This window comes from Brevibacterium sp. OS20 (assembly GCF_056837565.1).
Genome location: NZ_CM166367.1, coordinates 3,930,968 through 3,951,232, shown reverse-complemented (window position 1 = coordinate 3,951,232; position 20,265 = coordinate 3,930,968). Strand labels below are relative to the sequence as shown.

Below are 20,265 nucleotides of genomic sequence, written 5' to 3'. Positions count from 1 at the left end.
AACTCCACGGTCGCGGTCGGCGAAGGGGCCGACAGCAGGCGCGGCCGAGACACGACGAGGTGGTGGACGAATTGACTCTGGCGCCAGAGCAGAAGCGGACCGATTCCAGCACGAGCGGACCCGCTGGGTCGGGTGCGGCTGTCGGATCGGGCGGGCACGGCAGGACCGATATCGACCGACTCATCGACGAACGTGTGCCCGGCTATTCGCTGGCGGCGCCGTTCTACATCAGCCCGGAGTTCTTCTCCCGCGATATCGAGGCGATCTTCGCCTCGACCTGGATCTTCGTTGCCTCTGCTGCCGAAGTGCCCGAGTCCGGTGACTATCTCACGGTCGACATCGGCGCCTACTCCGTCATCGTCATCCGCGATGACGACGGTGAGATCCGTGCCCACCACAATGTGTGCCGTCACCGGGGGACTCGGCTGCTGGGTGACCTGTCCGGATCGGTCGGCAACATCGTGTGCGGTTACCACCAATGGACCTACACCCCTGCCGGAGAGCTCATCTCTGCAGGCGTTCAAGCTCCCGGCTTCGACCGGAGCTGCTTCTCTCTGCGCTCGGTGAACCTCCGCGTCATCGGCGGGCTCATCTTCATCTGCCTCAGCCCCACCCCGCCCGATGACATCGACGAGGTGGCCGAGGTCATCGAGCCCTACCTGACCGGGCATGACATCGCCGGGACGAAGGTAGCTGCGCAGAGTGACCTCATAGAGGACTCGAACTGGAAGCTCGTCATGGAGAACAACCGCGAGTGCTACCACTGCGAAGCTGGCCACCCGGAGCTGACGTGCACGTTCTTCCCCACCTACGGCTACGAACCAGACGAGATTCCGAAGCGATTGCAGCCGGCGTACCAGCGGTACCTCGACGCCGAGGATCAGCTTCATGCCGACTGCGACCGCAACGGCCTGCCGTATGCCCTCGTCGAGGAGCTGAGCGGACGGCCCACCGGATTCCGGATCGAACGGGCAGCTCTCGACGGAAAGGGCGAGTCGTACACGATGGACGGATCGGCCGCCTCGGCGAAATTATTGGGCGACCTCGACACCTTCGTTCTGGGCCGGGCCTCGCTGCACGTGCAGCCGAATATGTGGTTCCACGCGATGGGCGACCACGTGGTGACGTTCAGCCTGCTGCCGTTGGCCGAGGACAAGACGCTGGTGCGCACGACCTGGCTCGTCCACGCCGATGCGGAGGAGGGCGTCGACTACGACCTCGACAACCTCACGACGGTGTGGCTCAAGACGAACGAACAGGACGCGACCTTCTGCGAACGCGGGCACCTGGGAATCTCGTCGCCGGCGTACGTGCCGGGCCCCTACGCACCCACCGAATCGCAGGTCGACGACTTCGTCACCTGGTACATCGAACGGCTCAAGGCCCATAGAGAACAGCGAACCGTGCAGTTGGAAGGAGCTGAGCGACGATGAGGTACCGCCATTCGACATTCGCCCAGGCTGCATCTGCGCCCGTGGGCAAGGCGACGTTCCGAGTGCCCACTCGGGGCAGTCGACCCGCAACCGCGGCCGCTGCCCCGCCGGTCTTCGATACGGCAGTCGAGCCCGCGCTCGCCGCGTCGGTCGACCGGGTGCCGGCAGAATCAGCTGGCCCCGTGCTCGCCGAACTTCAGCTCGATCCCGAACTGCTCACCGGCCCCGTCGAGGTCACCGGCATCACCCAGGTGACCCACGATGTCAAGACCTTCGAGCTGCGGGCGGGATGGATGACCGCGGTCGATTTCGCCCCGGGTCAGTACGTGACGATGCGCATCCCCGAGCTCGGCCTCGAGCGCTGCTACTCGATCTCCTCGGCGCCCTTCGGCACGAACATCTTCACCATCACGGTCAAGCGCGTGGCCGGGGGAGCGGTATCGACCCATCTGCATGACAACGTGCGGGTCGGCGATCGGCTGCACGTGGACGGACCCTACGGGCTGTTCAGCACGAGCTTCCATCAGGCCGAACGTCACCTCTTCCTCTCCGCCGGCTCCGGAATCACCCCGATCATGTCGATGGTGCGCAGCCTGCTGGCCCGACAGGGAGGGTTCGGCACCGACATCGTCTTCGTCCACAGCGCCTCGACTCCGCTCGACATCATCTTCCGCGCCGAGCTCGAACAGCTCGCCGAGGTCGCCGGAGTCAGCGTCACCATCCTGTGCTCCAGGGATTCCGAGGTGGAGACGTGGGCCGGTCGGCGGGGTCGGATCGATGCGTCCACCCTCGCCGAGGTGGTCCCCGACGCGGCCGACCGCGAAGCCTTCGTGTGCGGGCCGGGTCCGTACATGGACGCGGTGCGGCCCCTGCTCGCCGAGGCGGGGGTGGCATCGGCGCGGATGCATGAGGAGTCGTTCGTCTTCGCCACTTCACCTGCCGATCGTTTGGCCAAGGCCGGTGCGAGAGCCAAAGCTGCCGGAGTCGGCGTCGTCGGCGGTACTGGAGTGAGCCACGTCGTCGAGTTCGCGGTCTCCGGGCGCGTGGTCGACTGCGATGAGTCCACGACCGTCCTCGACTCTGCTCTGGACGCCGGATTGTCCGTGCCCTCATCCTGCTCGGAAGGCGCGTGCGGAACCTGCAAGTCTGTGCTCATCAGCGGCGAAGTCGAGATGAAGCATGCGGGCGGAATCCGTCCGAAGGAGATCGCCGCAGGAAAGTTCCTGCCCTGCTGCTCGACTCCGCTGACCGACATCGTCGTCGACAGGTGAGCTGCCTGCTCAGTGCTTGAGCTTCGTCTCCTTCAGCCCGTAGGTGCCCAGCACATAGGGTTCGAAGCCGACGACATCCCGGCTCATTCCGTACAGTGCTCGCTGGTAGGCGATCGGTACGATCGGGGCCTCGTCGGCGACCTGCTGCTGGATCTGGGCGTACAGCTCGTTCTGCTTCTCCGGATCCTCTTCGGCCACGGCCTCCTCCGCCCATTTCTCCACCTTGGGATTCGCGTAGCCGGAACGGATTCCCGAGTCGTCGGTGACGGCGAGGAAGTTGATCATCTGCGAAGTGTCAGAAACGTCGGACGTCGCATAGCTGACCTGAACTTGGAAGTCGCCGTTCGTGCGGTTCGTCGTCAGAGTCGCATCGTCGAGCTTTTGGACGTGAACGGTCAGACCGATGTCCTGCCACGCCTGCTGGGCGATCTGCGCCAGCAGCTCACGATCGGCGACACCCGAGGGAATCTGAATGTTGATGTCGATACCGTCTGGATGATCCGACTCCTTGACCAGCTGTTCGGCCTTCTCCATGTCGAACTGGCTGCTGTCGACCTTGTCCGCATGACCGGCGAGACCCGGTGAGATGAACGAAGACGCGGGCTCGGCATACCCGGCGTAGACCACCTCGACGATGGACTTGCGATCGACCGCATACGACATGGCACGTCGCAGCTTGGGATCGTCGAGGCCCTTCTCCTTGTTGTTGATGTTGAAATAGAGGATCTTCGTCGAGGTGAACGCCTGGGCATTGATGTCCTGAGAGCGCGAGAGCTGACTCATGCTCAATGGAGCAGGCTCCTGATTGATATCGGCCTGACCGCCCTGCAGCTGCAGGCGACGAGTATTGTCATCGGCAACGACGTTGAAGGTCACGGAATCCAGAGAGGGCACCCCGTCCTCCCAGTAGTCCGGATTCTTCACCAGTTCCAGGCTCTGTCCCTTATTCCAATTGCCGACCTCGAACGGCCCAGTGCCGTCTGCGTGCGCTGCCATGTACTCGGCGTCGTGTCCGCCGAAGTCGTTAGGGTAGATCGATGCGGCGAACAGCGCCATATAGCTCGGCAGGGGACCCCACGGCTGCTTCAGATCAATGCGCACCGTGTGGTCATCGACCTTCTTCACGTCTTTGATCGGGTCGAACTCTGCTGCCCAGAGATTGTTCTCATCCTCCTGATCCCGCGCATAGTTCAGGGAGAAGACGACATCGTCGGCGTCGAGGGTCTTGCCGCTGTGGAATTTCACTCCCTCGCGCAGGTGGAAGGTCCAGGACATCTTGTCCTTCGATTCCTCCCAATCGGTTGCCAGCCCCGGTTCGACCCCGGACCCGTCGGGTTTGTTGAGCGTGAGAGTCTCGTAGACCTGCTGCAGCGTCCAGATGTCTTCATTCTGGGTCGTCGTCGGTGGCAGCAGAGTTGTAGCATCGGCGGCGCGAGCGAAGACGAGGTCGCCCCCGGGCCGGGCAGTCTTCTCTCCTGATGAACTGCACCCTGCGAGGACCAGGAGGCAGGCGCAGAGCGCGGCAGTCACCGCTGCGAATCTCGTGGCCATCACCCTTCCCCTCTTCGGATCCGATCGAGGTAAGCGCTGTCGAAGGTGGGTATCGCCTTCAGCAGTGTCTTCGTGTAGTCGTCGCGCGGGGACGTGAAGATCTCCTCGGTGGTGTTCTCTTCGACGAGACGTCCGTTGTGGATGACGTAGATCCGCTCGCACAGCTTCTTGACGACCGCCAGGTCATGGGAGATGAAGAGGATCGACAGGTCGAGTTCCTCGCGCAGTCGGGCGAAGAGTGCGACGATCTCAGCTTGAACACTGACGTCGAGGGCGGAGACGGCCTCATCGGCGACGATGATGCTGGGCTCGACGGCAAGCGCTCGGGCGATCGCCACTCTCTGTCTCTGCCCTCCAGACATAGCGGTCGGGGTGCGGTCGAGGAACTCCTCGGGAAGCCGCACCATCTCCATGAGCTCCGCACACCTGGCCCGCAGAGCGGCACCGGAAGCGAGACGATGATGGCGGATCACCTCGGCGAGCGTGGCCCGCACTGTATAACGGGGGTCGAGGGAGGCGAAGGGGTCCTGGAAGACCATCTGCACGATCCGCCACTGAGCGCTTGTGCGCTTCTGTGCGAATTCCCGACCGTCGACGCTCACCGTGCCGTCGTATTCGCGCTGGAGTCCGCAGATGACTCGGGACAGCGTCGATTTTCCCGAACCCGATTCGCCGACGAGTCCGACGATCTCGCCCGGGCGGACCTGCAGGTCGGCGGAATCGACCGCGGTGAAGGCGCGGTCACCACGTCCGAAGGTGACGGTGACGTTCTCGGCGCGCAGACCGCGCACCGACGCTGACGAAGGCTGAGTCTCGGTCATCGTGTCTCCTCGGCAAGGCCCGCATCGTCAACGTCCTCATCGATGCGCGGAGTCGCTGTCAGCAGTCGACGCGTGTACTCCTCCTGGGGATCGTCGAAGACCTCCTGCAGCACACCGTGTTCGACGATCTGCCCGTCCTTCATCACACTGATCGACGAGCACAGCTGAGCGACGACCGCGAGGTCATGGGTGACATAGAGCAGACCGAGGCCCTCGTCCTGCTGCATGGTGCGGAAGAGATCGAGCACCTGCGCCTGGATCGTCACGTCGAGCGCCGTCGTCGGTTCGTCGCAGAGCAGAACCTGTGGCTCCTGCGCCAACGCCGCCGCGATCATCACGCGCTGACGCATTCCACCCGAGAGCTGGAACGGGTAGTGCCTGGCTCTGCGGTCGGGATCGGTGATGCCGACACGGTCCATGAGCTCGACGGCGAGGTCGTGAGCCTGCTTCTTCGACAGTCCTCTGCGCTCGGCGATGGCATCGGTGATCTGGCGGCCGACCTTCATCACCGGGTTGAGCGCGATGGCCGGTTCCTGGAACACCATCGAGATGCCGGTGCCGCGGATGCGCTGGTCGAATCGTCCGCCCGGCCCGGAGCTGAGGATATTGCGACCGTCGAACCGGATCTCTCCGTCGACGACGGAGGCGCCGGGCGGGAGCATTCCGAGAATGCTGCGCAGCGTCATCGACTTGCCCGATCCCGATTCGCCGACGAGACCCATCGGCTCACCGGCCTCGAGGCTGATCGACACGTCGTCGAGGATCCGACGCCGTCCGGCCTCTCCGTCGATGTCGACGGTGAGGGAGTCCACTTCGAGGATGGGCATGGTCACCTCTTCGGCTTCAGCGTGTTCGTCAGTCCGTCGCCGATGAGCGCCAGCGCGAAGGACACGATGACGACGGCGAACCCCGGCCACAGGATGAGGCCGTAGTTGCCGGTGCCCATGTACTGCTGACCGTCATTCATCATCTGACCCCAGTCGGCGGTCGGTGGGACGATGCCCATGCCGAAGTAGCTGAGGGTGACGACGACGCCGATGTTGAGCACGATGTCACTCATCGCATAGATGACGCCCTGGCTGACGGTGTTCGGAATGATGTGGCGGGTGAGGATCCGGGGAGTGCTCAGACCCGAGGCACGACAGGCGGAGATGAATTCCTGCTCTCTCAGGACGAGCACCTCGCCGCGGACGATGCGGGCGTAGGCCACCCAGGACACGGCGCTGATGGCGACGAAGATGCTGCCCATTCCGTTGCCCATGACGAAGACGAGCACGATGACCAGGACGTAGAACGGGAAGGCCGAGACGATATCGGCCAGGCGCATGATGACGATGTCGACCCAGCGACCGAAGTACCCGGCCAGCGAACCGAGGGCCGTACCGAGGATGAAGGGCACGATGACGGCGACGACAGCGACGATGAGGTCGACGCGACCGCCGTGAAGGAAGCGGGAGAGGACGTCTCGCCCGAGCTGATCGGTGCCCAACGGGTGCGCGACCGAAGACGGGGCGAAGGTGTTGAGCAGGTCCTGCCGATTGGGGTCGTCGGTGACGAAGAGCGGTCCGACGGCGAGCAGCAGCACCATCGCACCGAGAATGAACGCACCGATCCACAGCTGCAGATTGTGCCGTCGCAGGAATGCCGGCAGGGGAAGCGTGAACCGCGCGGTCGGCGTCGCTCGGGACGCAGTGCCGCCGCGAGTCCGCGGCGGTTTCCCGTTGAGGCCACCGGCACCGGTCGCCGTGGGGGAGGTCATCGGTTCGCTCATCATGCCCCCAGCCGCACGCGTGGATCGACGATGCTGTAGACGACATCGGTGAGCAGGTAGACGAGGACGACGAGGACACCGAAGATCACAGTCAGCGCCTGCACGACGTCGTAGTCGCGAGCGAGGACGGCTTCCATGAGGAGTGAGCCGACACCGGGGATCGCGAAGACGTTCTCGACGACGAGGGCACCGCCGACGAGGTGACCGACCTGGATGCCGAGGATCGAAACACCTGTGATTCCGGCGTTGCGGAAGGCATAGTCGATCACCGTCCGCTTCCTGCTCAGTCCCTTCGACAGGGCGAAGTTCGTGTACTCGGCGGACATCGAATCGTTCAGTGCCGCCGTGAGGCTGCGGATGAGCACGGGGCAGATCGTCAGCGCGACAGCGAGACCGGGCAGGACGAGGGAGTAGAGGTGCTCTCCGAAGTTGCTGCCGTAGCCGCCGACCGGGAAGATGCCCAGGTTCACCCCGAGGACGAGGATGAGCAGGGTGCCGACGAAGAAAGCCGGCATGCCCTGGACGGTGGCGGCGAAGACCCTGGACACGATCGCCGAGGCGGCAGATCGTTTCGCCGCCACCCACAGTGACAGCGGGACGGAGATGACGACAGCGAACACCAGAGACACGAGCATGAGCAGCAGGGTGGCCGGCATCCGCAGCTTCAGCAGCTCGAGGACGGAGGTCTGGAAGATGAATGACTGTCCGAAGTCACCGACGAGGAGGCCCGCGAGGAACTGGAAGTACTGGATGATCATCGGTTCGTTCAGGCCCCAAGCCTGACGAAGCTGAGCGACGTTCTCCGGAGTGGCTTTATCGCCGAGGTATGCGGCTGCGGGATCGCCGGGAGCCAGCTTCATGAGGATGAAGGACAGCGTGGCGACACCGAGGACGATCGGAATCATCAGCAGCACACGCCGGAGGATGTACTTGCCCACACCCACCCCTTCGCAGTGTGACCTGGATTACACCTGTCATTCTATTCGCAATATTGCTTGTCGCGGTGGTCCGGGACGCGGCGTGTCGACTTCTACGCAGCGGCGATGGCGGAGACGATCGCCTGGATCTGCGGAATGAGTTCCTCGAGGGTGCGGCCCTGCCTGTTCAGCCACTGATCGAGCTGCGCGGCGGACAGAACTGCCATGACCGCCTCGGCGCGGGTCCGAACCGGATCGGACGGGTTCGCATCTGTCGGCTCGGGGGCCGTGGGCGTCCACATCTCGGCGATGAGGATCTCCACGTGGCGACGCCAGAAGGGGTAGCTCTGCCGGTCGAACCGGCCTTTCGGCGAGCTGCTCTCGGTGAGCAGGACGAGGTCGAGGTTGCCGGCGATGTGGCGCAGGTACGCATCGACGAAAGCGGTGAGGCGCTCGCCCCCTGGAGCACCCGGGCCCAGGGGCGGAGGGCCCTGGAGCATGCGAGCGTGCATGTCCCGGACCCGGTCGTCGAGCAGAGCCGAGGCAATCCCAGGCTTGTCGGTGAAGTTGCGGTAGAGAGTGCCTTTGCCGACCCCCGCCCGCCGGGCCAGCTCATCCATCGTCAGCCCGTCCACTCCCTTGTCGGCCACGAGGTCGGTCGCGGCATCGAGGATTTTGCGCCGATTGCGCTGCGCATCGGCGCGCAGCGGAGCCTGCGAGGGGACCAAAGGGAGGAATTTCTCGTTTCCTCTTCCATAAGCGGACTGCAGTCCGTTAATGTCGTTCATATACGGACTATAGTCCGGATCGGATTCGACTTCGAGGAGGCAGCAATGACATCGATCATCGTCAATGAACACGGGGGACCTGAGAAGTACGAGGTCACCGACGACTCACCAGAGGGTGCCGCTGCGCCGGCCGACGGACAGCTGCAGGTCAGCCTGAGTCTGGCCGGGGTGAACTTCCTCGACGTCGTCCAGCGCCGCGCCGCCCTGCCCACTCCCTTCCGCCCCGGAGTCGAAGGTGTCGGCACGGTCACCGCCGTGGGTGCCGGAGTCGACGGCTTCTCCGTCGGCGACCGCGTCGGCTGGATGACCGGCGGACAGGGCAGCTTCTCATCCACAGCTCTCGTCAGGTCGGACAAGGCCGTGCCGCTGCCGGATGACATCGATGATGAGACCGCTGTTGCGGCACTCATGCAGGGCATCACCGCCCACTACCTGATCACTGACACCTACCCGGTCGCATCCGGCGAAGTCGTCCTCATCCACGCGGCCGCTGGCGGACTCGGTCAGCTGCTCACCCAGATTGCGGTGCTCAAAGGTGCCACGGTGATCGGCACGACCTCGACCGAAGAGAAGGCCGAGATCGCCCGAGCCAATGGCGCCGCCCACGTCTTCGGCTACGACGACTTCGCTGAGAAGGTCCGGGAGGTCTCAGATGGAGAAGGAGCCTCGGTGATCTTCGACGGCGTCGGCGCGACGACCTTCGAAGGCGACCTCAAGGCCCTGCGCACGCGCGGGACCCTCGTTGTCGTCGGCAATGCCAGCGGCCCCGTTCCCGCCGTCGACGTCAACACCCTCAGCGCCTCAGGCTCCCTCTTCCTCACCCGACCGACCGTCGTTGACCACGCCAGGACGCCCGAGGAGCTGCGCTCGCGCACCGACGAGATCTTCGAATGGATCCGCAGCGGAGACCTCACCGTTCACATCGGCGACCGGTTTCCCCTCACCGAGGTGGCCGCCGCCTTCACAGCACTCGAATCCCGGGCGACGACCGGAAAGATCATCCTCGAACACTGATCGAGGAGGAGCAGAGACTCAGCGCAGCACGAACCCGGGCACGAGATCATCGAGCGGGTCGACCTCGAACGTCGAGGTGGCCACCCGGTAGGCGCTGCCGGTGACGACCGGGACGACGCTGTCATCGGTCTCTTCGAGCACTCGCGCCCGGAACGTCGTGCCGACGATCGACTCATGGACGAGCGTCTGCCCCGGGCGAAGCTCACCGGCGGCGTGGAGAGCGGCGACTCGAGCTGCCGTTCCCGATCCGCACGGCGAGCGGTCGACCTGACCGTCGGCGAAGACCGTGACATTGCGCTGATGCAGTTCGCCGCCGGGCAGAGTGCCGAACCGGTCGACGAAGATCGTGCCGTACACCCCGGAGAGCCGGTCATCCTCGGGGTGGACGGTGTCCGGATGATCGGCGAGACCCGCCTTTATCTCCCGGCCCACGGCGATGAGCGCGGTGAGGTTCTCGGGCACGACTTCGCAACTCACCTCACCGAGGCGGCCCACCTCGTCGGCCTGAGAGGAACCGGCGGCAGCACCCAACTGAGCGACGTCGACGAGCGCATAGATCGCCCCGCCCCACGCGAGGTCGACCGTCACCTGGCCCAGGCTCGTGTCCACCGTGATGCCAGAGGCGATGAGTCGGCTGGGCACGTTGACGAAGTCCACCGAGGTGGCCCGCCCCTCGGCGTCCGTGTGCACCTGCGCGCGCACTCGACCCGAGGGCACGTCGATCGTGACCTCCGTGGTCCCGGACGGATCGACGGCGACGATCCCGGAGGACACCGCCCATGCGCCGAGCGCCATCGTCCCGTGGCCGCAGGCCGTGGAGAAGCCGTCCTTGTGCCAGAACAGGACCCCGAAGTCAGCCCCGTCGTCATCGGGTTCGGTGATGAATCCGCCGTACATGTCCGCATGACCGCGCGGCTCGAAGCACAGCAGCCTGCGCAGATCATCGACTTCCGAGCCCGGCACGGCCAGTTCCCGCCGTTCTGCCACGCTCGCGCCGGGGATCTCGACCGGGGGTTCGGCGACGATTCGGAACGGTTCGCCGGCAGTATGGAAGTCCACACTCGTGCAGATCGTGCTCACAGCCCCATTCCCACTCTCAGCCCTTCCAACACCGCCGCATGCACATTGCGGGAGGCGACGGCATCACCGATACGGTACAGCGTGAATGGGTGCCCCGCCTCAGCGGAGGTGGTGGCGGAGGTGGTCGTCGGTTCCGCGACTGCCGTCGCACCTGGGTGAGTGCCCGTCGCACCGACGTATCCCGGCTGCGGACGTCCGTGGACCCACGCCTCGAGGTCCGTCGCCCCGTGGTTCGTCGATCGCGACTTGAGCTCGAAATAGACCTCATCATTGGGCGTCGTCCCGAAATCGACGACCACGGCATCGGTGACGACCTCTGCCTCCCGATCCGAATAGTCGTTGCGCAGCACCGCCACGATCTCCTTCCCCTCGATCCGCGGCTTCCGGCTCAGGCGCTCGCCGAGGCGGACCTCGACTCCGAATTCGGAGAACACCTGAAGGTAGGCGGGAGAGTTCATCGACCCCACGTCGATGCCGATGGTGCGTTCGGGGCTGACATAGGTGACCTGCTGGCCGGCTCGGGCCAAGCGTTCGACGGCGTCGAGCGCCGGGTAGAACCCGTGGTCGTCGAAGACGAGCACCCGCTGCTTCGACCTGAGCCGGTCGTCCATGACGTCCCAGACGTCGAAGCTCGGGCCCTGCTCACGGAAGGGATACCCGGCATCGGGAACCCCTCCGGTGGCGACGATGACGACGTCGGGGTCGAGTGCGAGGATGTCGTCCGCCTCGGCGAAGGTGTTCAGTCGCAGGTCGACACCGTGCTTCCGGCATTGCTGGACACGCCAGTCGATGATGCCGATGAGATCGCGGCGGCGCTGCGAGCGAGCGGCGATGCGGACCTGCCCGCCGGGGGCGTCCTCGGCCTCGAGCAGGGTCACCCGGTGACCGCGCACGGCCGCGACACGGGCGGCTTCGAGCCCGGCCGGACCGGCGCCGATGATGACGACATGCTTGGGTCCGGTCGTGACGTCGTGGGGAACCTCCTGCGGCAGATCGGCCTCCCGGCCGGTAGCGGGATTGTGGATGCAGGTGGCCGAACCGGAGGTGTAGATGGAGTCGAGGCACATGTTGGCGCCGACGCAGGGACGGATATCGTCCTCACGTCCTTCGGCCACCTTGCGCGCCAGGTGAGGGTCGGCCAGCTGCGCCCGGGTCATCCCGACGAGGTCGAGGCAGCCATCGGCGATCGCGAACCGGGCGGTCGCGGCGTCGGAGATGCGTGCGGCGTGGAGGACGGGGATGTCGATGGCCTCGCGGATGCGACGGCAGGTCTCGAGCCAGGGGGCCGAGGGGGTGCCCATGCCGGGGATCGCCTCGGCGAGCTGACGGTCCGAGTTGATCATCCCGACGTTGAGGTTGAGGAAATCGATGCCGTGATCGGTGTAGGTCCGGAGGATCTCGGTGGCCCTCGCTTCGTCCATGCCGTCTTCGCGGCGCTCGTCGACGGCCATGCGGATGCCGAGGACGAAGTCGTTGGGAACTGATGCACGCACGGCGTCGATGATGCGCATCGGGAACTTGATGAGATTCTCCAGTTCGCCGGAGTACTCGTCGTCGCGGTCGTTGAGCCACGGGGCGAGGAAGGAATCGAGCAGGTGACCGGCGTGCATGACCTCGAGTCCGTCGAATCCGGCGGCGGCGACGCGTTCGGCGGCGGACGCGAAGTCCGCGACGATGCGATCCATATCGAAGTCCTCGAGCGCCTTGGTAAACGACCGGTGCGCAGCCTCCCGGGTCCGAGAGGCCGAGACCAGCGGCAGCCAGTCGCCGGCGAAGTTCGAGGATCGGTGGCCCAGATGGGTCGCCTGGATCATGATCGCCGCGCCCTCGTCGTGGCAGTCGTCAGCGATCGCGGACAGCCACGGAACCACCTCGTCGGTGGACAGGTCGATATTGCCGAACGCGGCAGGGGAGTCCTTCGACACGATGGCCGAACCGCCGATCATCGTCAGGCCGACACCGCCGCGGGCCTTCTCCCGGTGATAGAGGCGGTAGCGGTCCTTCGGCATGCCGAGTTCGGTGTACGCGGGCTCGTGCGAGGTCGAGACGATGCGGTTGCGCAGCGTGAGTCTGCCGAGTTCGAAGGGCTGGAGCAGCGGATCGGCGGACACGTCGGTCGCAGACGTGGTCGGTGCGGGTGTGCCGGTTGCGGGGTCGGCGGTCATGGGTTCCTCCTTCATTGCAGGAACGTCACTGTGGGTTCGACTCCGTGGGGAGTCCGGGTGGGTAATCGGTTACCGACTACTTAGTTCAATGGTGCGATCTCGCGGTTATGCTGTCAATAGTCGCCGACCACGATTCGAAGGGGAGTGTGCGATGGAGCGAGTGGGACCGCAGGCCGAATCGCTGCGCGAGCAGGCACTGGGCATCATCCGCGATGCCATCACCTCAGGTGAGCTCGCCGAGGATCGCATCTATTCGGCAGCGGGCCTGGCCAAGCAGCTCGGCATCTCACTCAGCCCGGTGCGCGAGGCGATGATGGCGCTCGTCACCGAAGGGACCGTCGAGGCCGTGCCCAATCGCGGCTTCCGTCTGGTCACCATCACCGAGGCGGACCTCGAGGAGATCATCGCCATCCGCGTTCTTCTCGCTGTCCCCGCCGCCCGCAGTCTGGCAGAGGCCGGCAGCGATGACATCGTCGGTCGCGGCCTGAGAGCTGACGGCGTGCAGGCGGTGACTGACGGGTCTGTGACCGAGACCGGCGAGGCAGCGACCAAATGCGAGGCGATCGTCCGACTGCGCGAATTCGCCGAGGCGACCGTGGACGCGGCCGAGGCCGGCGAATTCGCCGAGTTCTATACGCAGGACCGCAGGTTCCATGAGGCTCTGCTCGAGCACGGCCTCGGCGGGCGTGCCGCCGCGATCAGTCTGCGCCTGCGCGATCAGTCACGCCTCTACCGGCACCAGGATCAGATCGGGGCCATCGCGGTCGATTCCGCTCGCGAGCTGCCGAGGATCGTCGACCTCATCGAGTCCGGGGACGCCGCCGAGGCGGCCGACCTCGTCACGTCGAACCTCTACTTCTTCAAACGCGTCCCGGCCACAGCCGACGGCGAAGGCTGATTCGTCACTGTCAGAACGGCCCAGTTTCGGCTGAGTAGCCCAGTTTCGAACATGGGCTGCTCAGCTCAGAGTGGGCTGGTTGTCTCAATCGGCTGTAGTGCGAGCCGCGAAACGACGAAACGGCGCTGGGCCGCCCCGAATCGGGACGGCCCAGCGTCTTCTGCACTCGATCAGGCATTGCAGCCGATCAGGTTCTCACCTCGATCAGGCGGGTGCCTTGTCGGGGTCGATGTCGACGATCGGCATCGACTCGATGTCCAGGTCCGGGTTGTTCGTCTGGGTCCTGGCCAGCTCTTCGGCCTCTTCGTGGGTGTTCACCGTCGGGAATGAGCCCGGCAGCGGCTTGTGCGCCGATTCCTTCATGAGCAGCACGGCGACGAGTGCGACGACCGAGAAGAACATGATGTAGAACGCGGGCATGTACGAGTTGCCGGTGACATCGATGAGCGCCTGGGCGAACAGCGGCGTGGTGCCGCCGAACAGAGAGACGCCGAAGTTGAACGTCAGGCCCATCGCACCGTAGCGCGACGCGGTCGGGAACAGCGCCGGCAGGGTCGAGGCCAGGCAGGCGATGTAGAACCCGGCGGGCAGGGCGACCATGAACAGAGCCACCATCACTGCCCACATCTCACCGATCTGCATGACGGCGAACGCGGGAACGATGAGGACGATCGTCATGATGGCTGCTGCCAGGAAGACGAACTTGCGGCCCATCTTGTCGGAGAGTTTGCCGATGAGCGGCAGGCACAGCGACATGACGACGAGGACCGGGATCGTGGCCACGGCCGCCTGGACATTCGAGACCTTGACGGTCTCCTCCAGGTAGGTGGGCATGAAGCTCGTCAGTGCATAGCCGACCGTCTGGGAGCCTGCGACGACGGCGATGCCGATGAGGATCTCTTTCCAGAAGTGACGGATGACGCCGATGAGGCCGTGGCGGGCGTACTTGTCGTCCTTGACCTTGACGTCGCGGCCGGCTTCCTCGCTCGATTCGAAGCTCGGGGTCTCCGGGATCTTCAGACGGAACCAGATGGCGACGGCGCCGAGCGGGATGGCGATGAGGAACGGGATCCTCCAGCCGCCGTCGAGCATGGCGTTCTCGCCGTTGATGGACGTGGTGATCACGGTCGTGAGAGCCACGGTTCCGGCACCGGCGGCGAAGCCCAGGTAAGAGCCGACATCGAGCCAGGAAGCCCAGTAGCCGCGGGACTTGTCCGGAGCGAACTCCGAGACATAGGTGGTGGCACCGGCGTACTCGCCGCCGGTGGAGAAGCCCTGGATCATCTTGAGCAGGTAGAGGGGGACGATCACCCACAGGCCGACCTGGGCCGCGGTGGGCAGGACGCCGATGAGGGCGGTGGCGGTGGCCATCGTGGCCATCGTGAAGAACAGGACCTTCTGGCGGCCGATCTTGTCACCCAGCGGTCCGAGCACCATGCCGCCGAGCGGGCGGACGAGGAAGGACACGGCGAAGCCGAGGAGGGTCACGAGCAGACCCATCTGTCGGTCCATGCCTTCGGTGAAGACGGAGGTCATCGTCACGGCCAGGTAGCCGTAGACGCCGAAGTCGAACCATTCCATGAAGTTGCCGACTGTGGTGCCGCCGATGGCGGTGCGGATCGATTTGGTTTCGACGACGATGCAGTCATCGGCCTCGAACCGCTTCTGTTTCTTTATTGCACGCCGTTCCTTGCGGGTCGGCTTCTTGTCTTTCTGCGCGGGTCTGTCGTGGCCTTCTGACATCAGTGGTTCCTCGTTTCAGCTGCTGCTAGGCAAGTTGCAGGGCCGAGTCGCCGGAATGGTGCGAACTCTGCGCGGCAGTTGCTGTCGGATTTCGACAATGCAGAACATCCTTGCTTGGTACTCAGGGAGTGTCAATAAAAATTGTGACACAGGTCACGGCGAATGCGCCCGAGGGTAGTTACCTTCGTTGAAATTCGTCCAGTGGTCCAGAAAATACGCAAGAAAGATGTTGCCTAATTAGCAGTGCTCCTTGTCCAGCGGCGTTGTCGGCAGCGACCGGCGGACACGGGGTGGACGGTGACTGCGCGGAGATCAATTCCTGACGACGCGATAGGCCTCGAGGCCGGGATCGACGGCGCCGCGGACGTGGCCGGACGGACTCGCCGCCACGGCCTGGAGGAAGTCGACGGTGTCGGCCGTGATCTCCTCGCCGGGCAGGACATTGGGGATCCCGGGCGGGTACGCGGCCAGCGAGCTCACGCTCACCCGTCCGACCGCCTCGGCGGCGGTGACGAGTTCGGAATCGGCGAAGTACGCCTCACGCGGTGTCATCGCCAACCGGCCGGCCGTCGGCAGCGGCGGGAGGGCGGCTGCCGGGCTCGTCGCCGTGGCGGAGTCCGCGGTTTCGAGTCGCATGATCTCCAGGGCGTCGATGAGGCGGCCGATGTCCGGGGACTTGCCGATGCCGATGAGGGCGACGAGGGTGGTCGCCGTCGACATCTCGGGGAAGATGTCGAATTCCTCGGCCAGGCGTTTGCGCACCGTGTGACCGTCGAGTCCGGTCGCGGTGATGTCGATGGGCAGGCGGAACGGGTCGATGTCGACGACGTCGGCATGACCGAGGAACTCGCCGGACAACAGGTGGTAGCGGTCGGTGGCTTCGATCTGCGCACGGATGTGGCGGATGTTCTCCAGCGAATCCGTGATCGCCTCGGTCGAGGTCATGAGTGCGCGGCGGGCGAGGTCGATCGAAGCCATGAGATGGGCGTTCTCGCTCGTCGAAGCGGTCATCATAAAGGCCCGGGCCAGCGCCGGTTCGAGGCGATCGGCGAATTCGGTGTCGCCGAGGTGGAGGAGCGCGGACTGGGTGAGCGAGCCTGCGAGTTTGTGCGTGCTCATGATGACGATGTCGGCACCCTGGGCAACGGGGGATGCCGGCAGGTCAGGATGGAAGCCGAAGTGGGCACCCCAGGCGGCGTCGACGATCAGTGCCGCGCCTGCTTCGTGGGCCGCCTCGGCGAGGGCTTCGACGTCGGCCACAGCGCCGAAGTAGCTCGGGGTCACGAGGTAGACGGCGGTCACCGGCTCGGGGTGATTGCGGATGGCCAGGCGCAGGGCGTCGGGGGTGACGCCGTGGGCGATGCCGTTGACTTCGTCGACGTTGGGGTAGACGAAGCCGGGGTTGAGCCCGGCCAGCACGATGCCGTCGATGAAGCTCGAATGCGCGCTGCGCTGGGCGACGACGCCGGACCCGAGGGTGCCGATGGCCAGGGCGGCCATGCGGTTGCCCTGCGAGGAGCCGTTGGTGAGGAACCAGGTGCGGCGGGCGCCCCAGGCCTCGGCGGCCAATTGCAGGGCTTCGTCCTTCGGGGTGTCGACGCCGAGGTCGATTCCGTCGAAGAGCGGGGGGATGTCCAGGGAGAGGGTGTGCTCGCCGAAGAATTCGGCTTGACCTGCAGAGATGCCCTCGGTCGTGCCTCCGTGCCCGGGGGTGGACAGGAACAGCGAATTGCGGTCGGCCGCGTGCGCCAGAGCTTCGGCATAGGGCGCGCGTGACTGCGTGAGGGCAGGATGCATCGGCGACCCCGAGGAGGAGTGCGGGGCCGGGGGCATGGGGGAGTCCTGGTGCACGGTCATGCGTCCAGATTAAGGAGGCGAGCAGGTACGAGAGAATAGCAACTTTCCTCTGTTGCTCTATAGTCAGTATTGAACTCAATGGGGGAGATCAATGGAACCACTCGATACCCGCGGCCTCACCGCTCTGCGCGCCGTGGCCGACACCGGATCCGTCGCCGCGGCCGCTGCCGCGCTGCAGTGGAGCCAGCCGACGGTCAATCATCATCTGCGCAATCTCGAGCGTGCCGTCGGCGCGACTCTGCTCGATCGCACACCGCGCGGATCACAGCCGACGACCGTGGGCAGCCTCGTGGTGACCCGAGCCGTGGAGATCCTCGGACTGTGCCAGCGCCTCGGCGCCGAGGTGGCTCTCTGGCGGGAATCTCAGGCCGTGCCGGTGCGCATCGGGGCCGTGCCCACCGTCGGTGCTCGCGTCATCCCGCGCCTCCACGATCAGCTGCAGGCTCGCCCGAGGTGGCAGACCCGTGACGAGGCGGTCGCCGGCGACCGGACCGACGTACTCACCGCGGCCCTGGACGTGACGATGGACGAGCACGCGAAGCTCGTCTCCCGGCTCGAGTCCGGGGACCTCGACCTCGCACTGCTCGTGTCGACCGATCTCGACCGCACGTGGATCCCGGCGACGCTGACTGCCGCCCACCTGTATTCGGAGCGGCTGTTCCTGTGCGTGCCGCGCTCGATCGGGCCGATCGAGCGCGATTCCCACGGCATGCCCGACCTCGCCGCGCTCGTGTCGCAGACCTGGGCGTTCAGCATCGACCCCGGTGACGCCATCGACGAGGTGGTCCGCTCCTTCTGTCTGTCCGCGGGCTTCGAGCCGCGGGTGGGGATGCGGATGGACGACTATGCGGCCATCAACCGGATGATCTCGGCCGGTTTGGCGGTGGCGATGATCCCCGAATCATCGCTGTCGACCGACCCGGACATCACCGTCATCCCGATGCCGCTCAGCGACTGCCGCCGTGACGTTCTGCTCGTCTCCCGGTCCTCGCGACCGCAGGGGCGCGCCCGTCACGATCCGATCGTCGATGCGCACAATTCCGCCATCGCCGAGGTGGTCGCCGACGTCCGTACCGTCACCCGGCAGTGGCGGTGATGCTGCGGTTTCAGAGCGGCGGTCAGAACGTGCCTCACAGCGCGAGGATCGCGGGCACGGTGAGCACCGCGACGTAGTAGCCCATGAACTGGACGCCGGCGTGCATGCCGATGAACCGGTTGAAGAGTCCCCCGACGAGGCCGACGGTGATCGTCACTCCGAGCGCCAGCAGACCGCCTTCGTAGAGGCAGATGACGCAGATGAGAGCGGCGAACCCAGCGATGATTGCCTCGTGGGAGACCGATCGCATCACCCAGGTCGCCGCTCGGTGAGCGTTCGTCATCACGAATGGGTAGGCGATGGCGACCGCGATGACCGCCGCGATCACGGAGAAGAGCGCGAACTGTCCGGTCGTGAGCAGGTCGTGGAGGTTGTTCGTCGTCCCTGCCTCGGTATCGAGTGTATAAACAGGAGGAGCGTTGAACAGCGGTCCTGCGGGACCGGCTGCCATCGGTGACAGGGGCAGGCCGATCGCGATGAGCGGGATGAGAGTCTCGGCGATATAGGTCGACTCTGTGGTTCCGTTGCGGACAGTGATGACGGTGGTGAGTCGTTCGTACCCGTTCTTGACCCGGCTTCCGACGATCTCGCCCATGAGCACAGCCATGGCCACGGGGGAGAAGACGAAGGTCGCGCTGGTGATCGCCGCTGAACCGCTGGTGTATGCCAGTTGCTTTCCGGTCAGCACCCTGAAGGGGTTCGGCATCCTCGATCCCCCTGCGGGCCGGACGTCGGGAGCAAGATTGAATTCCCGTTTGCCCGACTGCTGCATCGAGCGGCGTCCGGCGGGGGAGAGCGCAGCGAACAGGTCGAAGATGAGCGGCCCGGTGGCGATGCCGAGGAAGAACGAAGTGGTGAAGGTCGCTTCCTTCTGCTCCATGATGAAGGCCTGCAAGCCGACGATGAGCAGGACGAACGGGACGAGCCCCGCAACTGCAGCGAGCTTGCCCTTCGAGGTATAGGCGACGAGGACGGCCGCGGCGATGAAGATCCAGGGAGCGGCAGCGCCGATCGCCTCGGCGAAAGGGGTGAGTACGAGGGCGAACACGATCGACAGCGGAATGGCAATGGCAACTGAGACGACTCCTCCGGAGATCGCCTTCTGAAGTGCGATATGCGGGATTCCGAGAGACCTCAGCAGCTGCGCCTCACGCAGCATCGGCACTGCCGTGGTGTCACCGGGAATTCCGAGGAGAGTTGTCGGCACGGCGTGGGAGATGTGTTTGGCAATGATCGCGGCGAGGAAGAACGCGAGCACCCCGGCAGGAGGCACCCCGATGAGGATGACAAGCAGCGCCAGCGGTGCCACGATCGCCGTCTCGTCCGTGCCCGAGATCAGTCCGATTCCGGTGAAGAGCACCCCGGAGAGAAGCGCCATCCCGACGGCCCACAGTACTGGTTCGATGAGTTCCGCGGTCACTGGTGCCCACCCTTCTCGCGGATGCGCGCCTCATGGTTGTCGACGAGGGCGTCGAAGAGACCGAGGGCTCGGACTTCTGCCTGAACCGCCGGACCGAGGTCGCGGGGGTCGCCGAGATCCCCGTATTCCTCGACGACCTCGTCGATGATCTCCTGCCGGTTGCGGGTGTCGGCCGCCGAGGTGGTGATCACTCTCTTGGGTTTGAACAGAAATCCGGAGATCACGGCGCCGACGATGCAGCCGACGATGCCGACGAGGAGCGCATAGGAGTGACCCAGCGCTTCATCGTCTCCGGCAGCGAAGAGATGATCGGCGATGAGGTAGGCCGGGACTGCTGTCCCGACGGCTATGGCGATACCGCCGATGAGATGTCTGGGGTCGACGGTGTCATTCCACACCTCGAGCAATTGCGGCATCATTGCCTGCCTTCTGTCGGCCGA

Annotated in this window: 17 protein-coding genes; 5 read left to right on the top strand and 12 right to left on the bottom strand. The window is 65.2% G+C overall.

The features are described from left to right. Positions 1–62: 62 nt before the first annotated feature. Both ACVZTU_RS17625 and ACVZTU_RS17620 read left to right on the top strand, forming a co-directional pair. Positions 63–1,433, top strand: coding sequence for an aromatic ring-hydroxylating oxygenase subunit alpha (locus ACVZTU_RS17625; RefSeq protein WP_434592433.1), 1,371 nt, complete (start codon positions 63–65; stop codon positions 1,431–1,433). Beyond that, entirely contained in the window at positions 1,430–2,704 is a 1,275-nt protein-coding gene (locus ACVZTU_RS17620; RefSeq protein WP_181271870.1) for an FAD-binding oxidoreductase, read from the top strand. Before ACVZTU_RS17625 ends, ACVZTU_RS17620 begins: the two co-directional genes overlap by 4 nt. Before the next feature lie 9 nt (positions 2,705–2,713). Here the strand turns inward: ACVZTU_RS17620 and ACVZTU_RS17615 are convergent, their stop codons facing one another. The 6 genes from ACVZTU_RS17615 to ACVZTU_RS17590 all read right to left on the bottom strand — a co-directional run bounded on the left by ACVZTU_RS17615 (position 2,714) and on the right by ACVZTU_RS17590 (position 8,552). Continuing rightward, positions 2,714–4,255: an ABC transporter substrate-binding protein gene (locus ACVZTU_RS17615; protein WP_482400990.1), complete on the bottom strand. Its 1,542-nt coding sequence runs from the start codon at positions 4,253–4,255 to the stop codon at positions 2,714–2,716. Next, a complete protein-coding gene (locus tag ACVZTU_RS17610; protein WP_420095373.1) occupies positions 4,255–5,076 on the bottom strand; it encodes an ABC transporter ATP-binding protein in 822 nt (273 codons plus the stop codon). Before ACVZTU_RS17610 ends, ACVZTU_RS17615 begins: the two co-directional genes overlap by 1 nt. Further along, positions 5,073–5,903 (bottom strand): ABC transporter ATP-binding protein, encoded by an 831-nt coding sequence (locus ACVZTU_RS17605; protein ID WP_139467527.1) that lies wholly within the window; start codon positions 5,901–5,903, stop codon positions 5,073–5,075. The genes ACVZTU_RS17610 and ACVZTU_RS17605 overlap by 4 nt, the downstream gene beginning before the upstream one ends. Before the next feature lie 2 nt (positions 5,904–5,905). After that, positions 5,906–6,835 (bottom strand): ABC transporter permease, encoded by a 930-nt coding sequence (locus ACVZTU_RS17600; protein ID WP_482400989.1) that lies wholly within the window; start codon positions 6,833–6,835, stop codon positions 5,906–5,908. An 11-nt stretch (positions 6,836–6,846) separates the two neighbouring features. Beyond that, entirely contained in the window at positions 6,847–7,785 is a 939-nt protein-coding gene (locus ACVZTU_RS17595; RefSeq protein ID WP_139467525.1) for an ABC transporter permease, read from the bottom strand. Positions 7,786–7,877: 92 nt separating this feature from the next. Then, positions 7,878–8,552 carry a TetR/AcrR family transcriptional regulator gene (locus ACVZTU_RS17590; protein WP_139467524.1) on the bottom strand — a complete coding sequence of 225 codons (675 nt, stop codon included), beginning with the start codon at positions 8,550–8,552 and terminating at the stop codon, positions 7,878–7,880. Positions 8,553–8,597: 45 nt separating this feature from the next. Between ACVZTU_RS17590 and ACVZTU_RS17585 the strand changes: the two genes are divergently transcribed. After that, the gene (locus ACVZTU_RS17585; RefSeq protein WP_139467523.1) at positions 8,598–9,566 is read left to right on the top strand and encodes a quinone oxidoreductase family protein; all 969 of its coding nucleotides are present in this window, start codon (positions 8,598–8,600) and stop codon (positions 9,564–9,566) included. Between the two features lie 18 nt (positions 9,567–9,584). On the opposite strand, the gene ACVZTU_RS17580 is transcribed toward ACVZTU_RS17585, so the two are convergent. Together ACVZTU_RS17580 and ACVZTU_RS17575 are read right to left on the bottom strand one after the other, a co-directional pair. Next, positions 9,585–10,646, bottom strand: coding sequence for a proline racemase family protein (locus ACVZTU_RS17580; protein ID WP_482400988.1), 1,062 nt, complete (start codon positions 10,644–10,646; stop codon positions 9,585–9,587). Beyond that, positions 10,643–12,811, bottom strand: a complete 2,169-nt coding sequence (locus tag ACVZTU_RS17575) for an oxidoreductase (protein ID WP_216657156.1) — start codon at positions 12,809–12,811, stop codon at positions 10,643–10,645. The genes ACVZTU_RS17580 and ACVZTU_RS17575 overlap by 4 nt, the downstream gene beginning before the upstream one ends. A 151-nt stretch (positions 12,812–12,962) precedes the next feature. Here ACVZTU_RS17575 and ACVZTU_RS17570 point away from each other — a divergent pair, with 151 nt between their 5' ends. Beyond that, positions 12,963–13,709 (top strand): GntR family transcriptional regulator, encoded by a 747-nt coding sequence (locus ACVZTU_RS17570; RefSeq protein WP_139467522.1) that lies wholly within the window; start codon positions 12,963–12,965, stop codon positions 13,707–13,709. 204 nt (positions 13,710–13,913) lie between these two features. On the opposite strand, the gene ACVZTU_RS17565 is transcribed toward ACVZTU_RS17570, so the two are convergent. Beyond that, a complete protein-coding gene (locus ACVZTU_RS17565) occupies positions 13,914–15,452 on the bottom strand; it encodes an MFS transporter (RefSeq protein ID WP_139467521.1) in 1,539 nt (512 codons plus the stop codon). Positions 15,453–15,764: 312 nt separating this feature from the next. After that, positions 15,765–17,309 (bottom strand): aminotransferase class I/II-fold pyridoxal phosphate-dependent enzyme, encoded by a 1,545-nt coding sequence (locus ACVZTU_RS17560; protein ID WP_345788934.1) that lies wholly within the window; start codon positions 17,307–17,309, stop codon positions 15,765–15,767. 91 nt (positions 17,310–17,400) lie between these two features. Here ACVZTU_RS17560 and ACVZTU_RS17555 point away from each other — a divergent pair, with 91 nt between their 5' ends. Then, the gene (locus ACVZTU_RS17555) at positions 17,401–18,405 is read left to right on the top strand and encodes a LysR family transcriptional regulator (protein WP_482400987.1); all 1,005 of its coding nucleotides are present in this window, start codon (positions 17,401–17,403) and stop codon (positions 18,403–18,405) included. Positions 18,406–18,439: 34 nt separating this feature from the next. Here the strand turns inward: ACVZTU_RS17555 and ACVZTU_RS17550 are convergent, their stop codons facing one another. Both ACVZTU_RS17550 and ACVZTU_RS17545 read right to left on the bottom strand, forming a co-directional pair. Beyond that, positions 18,440–19,825, bottom strand: a complete 1,386-nt coding sequence (locus tag ACVZTU_RS17550) for a tripartite tricarboxylate transporter permease (protein WP_172173390.1) — start codon at positions 19,823–19,825, stop codon at positions 18,440–18,442. Next, on the bottom strand, positions 19,822–20,244 hold the full coding sequence (locus tag ACVZTU_RS17545) for a hypothetical protein (RefSeq protein WP_172173393.1): 423 nt from the start codon (positions 20,242–20,244) through the stop codon (positions 19,822–19,824). The genes ACVZTU_RS17550 and ACVZTU_RS17545 overlap by 4 nt, the downstream gene beginning before the upstream one ends. Positions 20,245–20,265 lie beyond the last annotated feature (21 nt).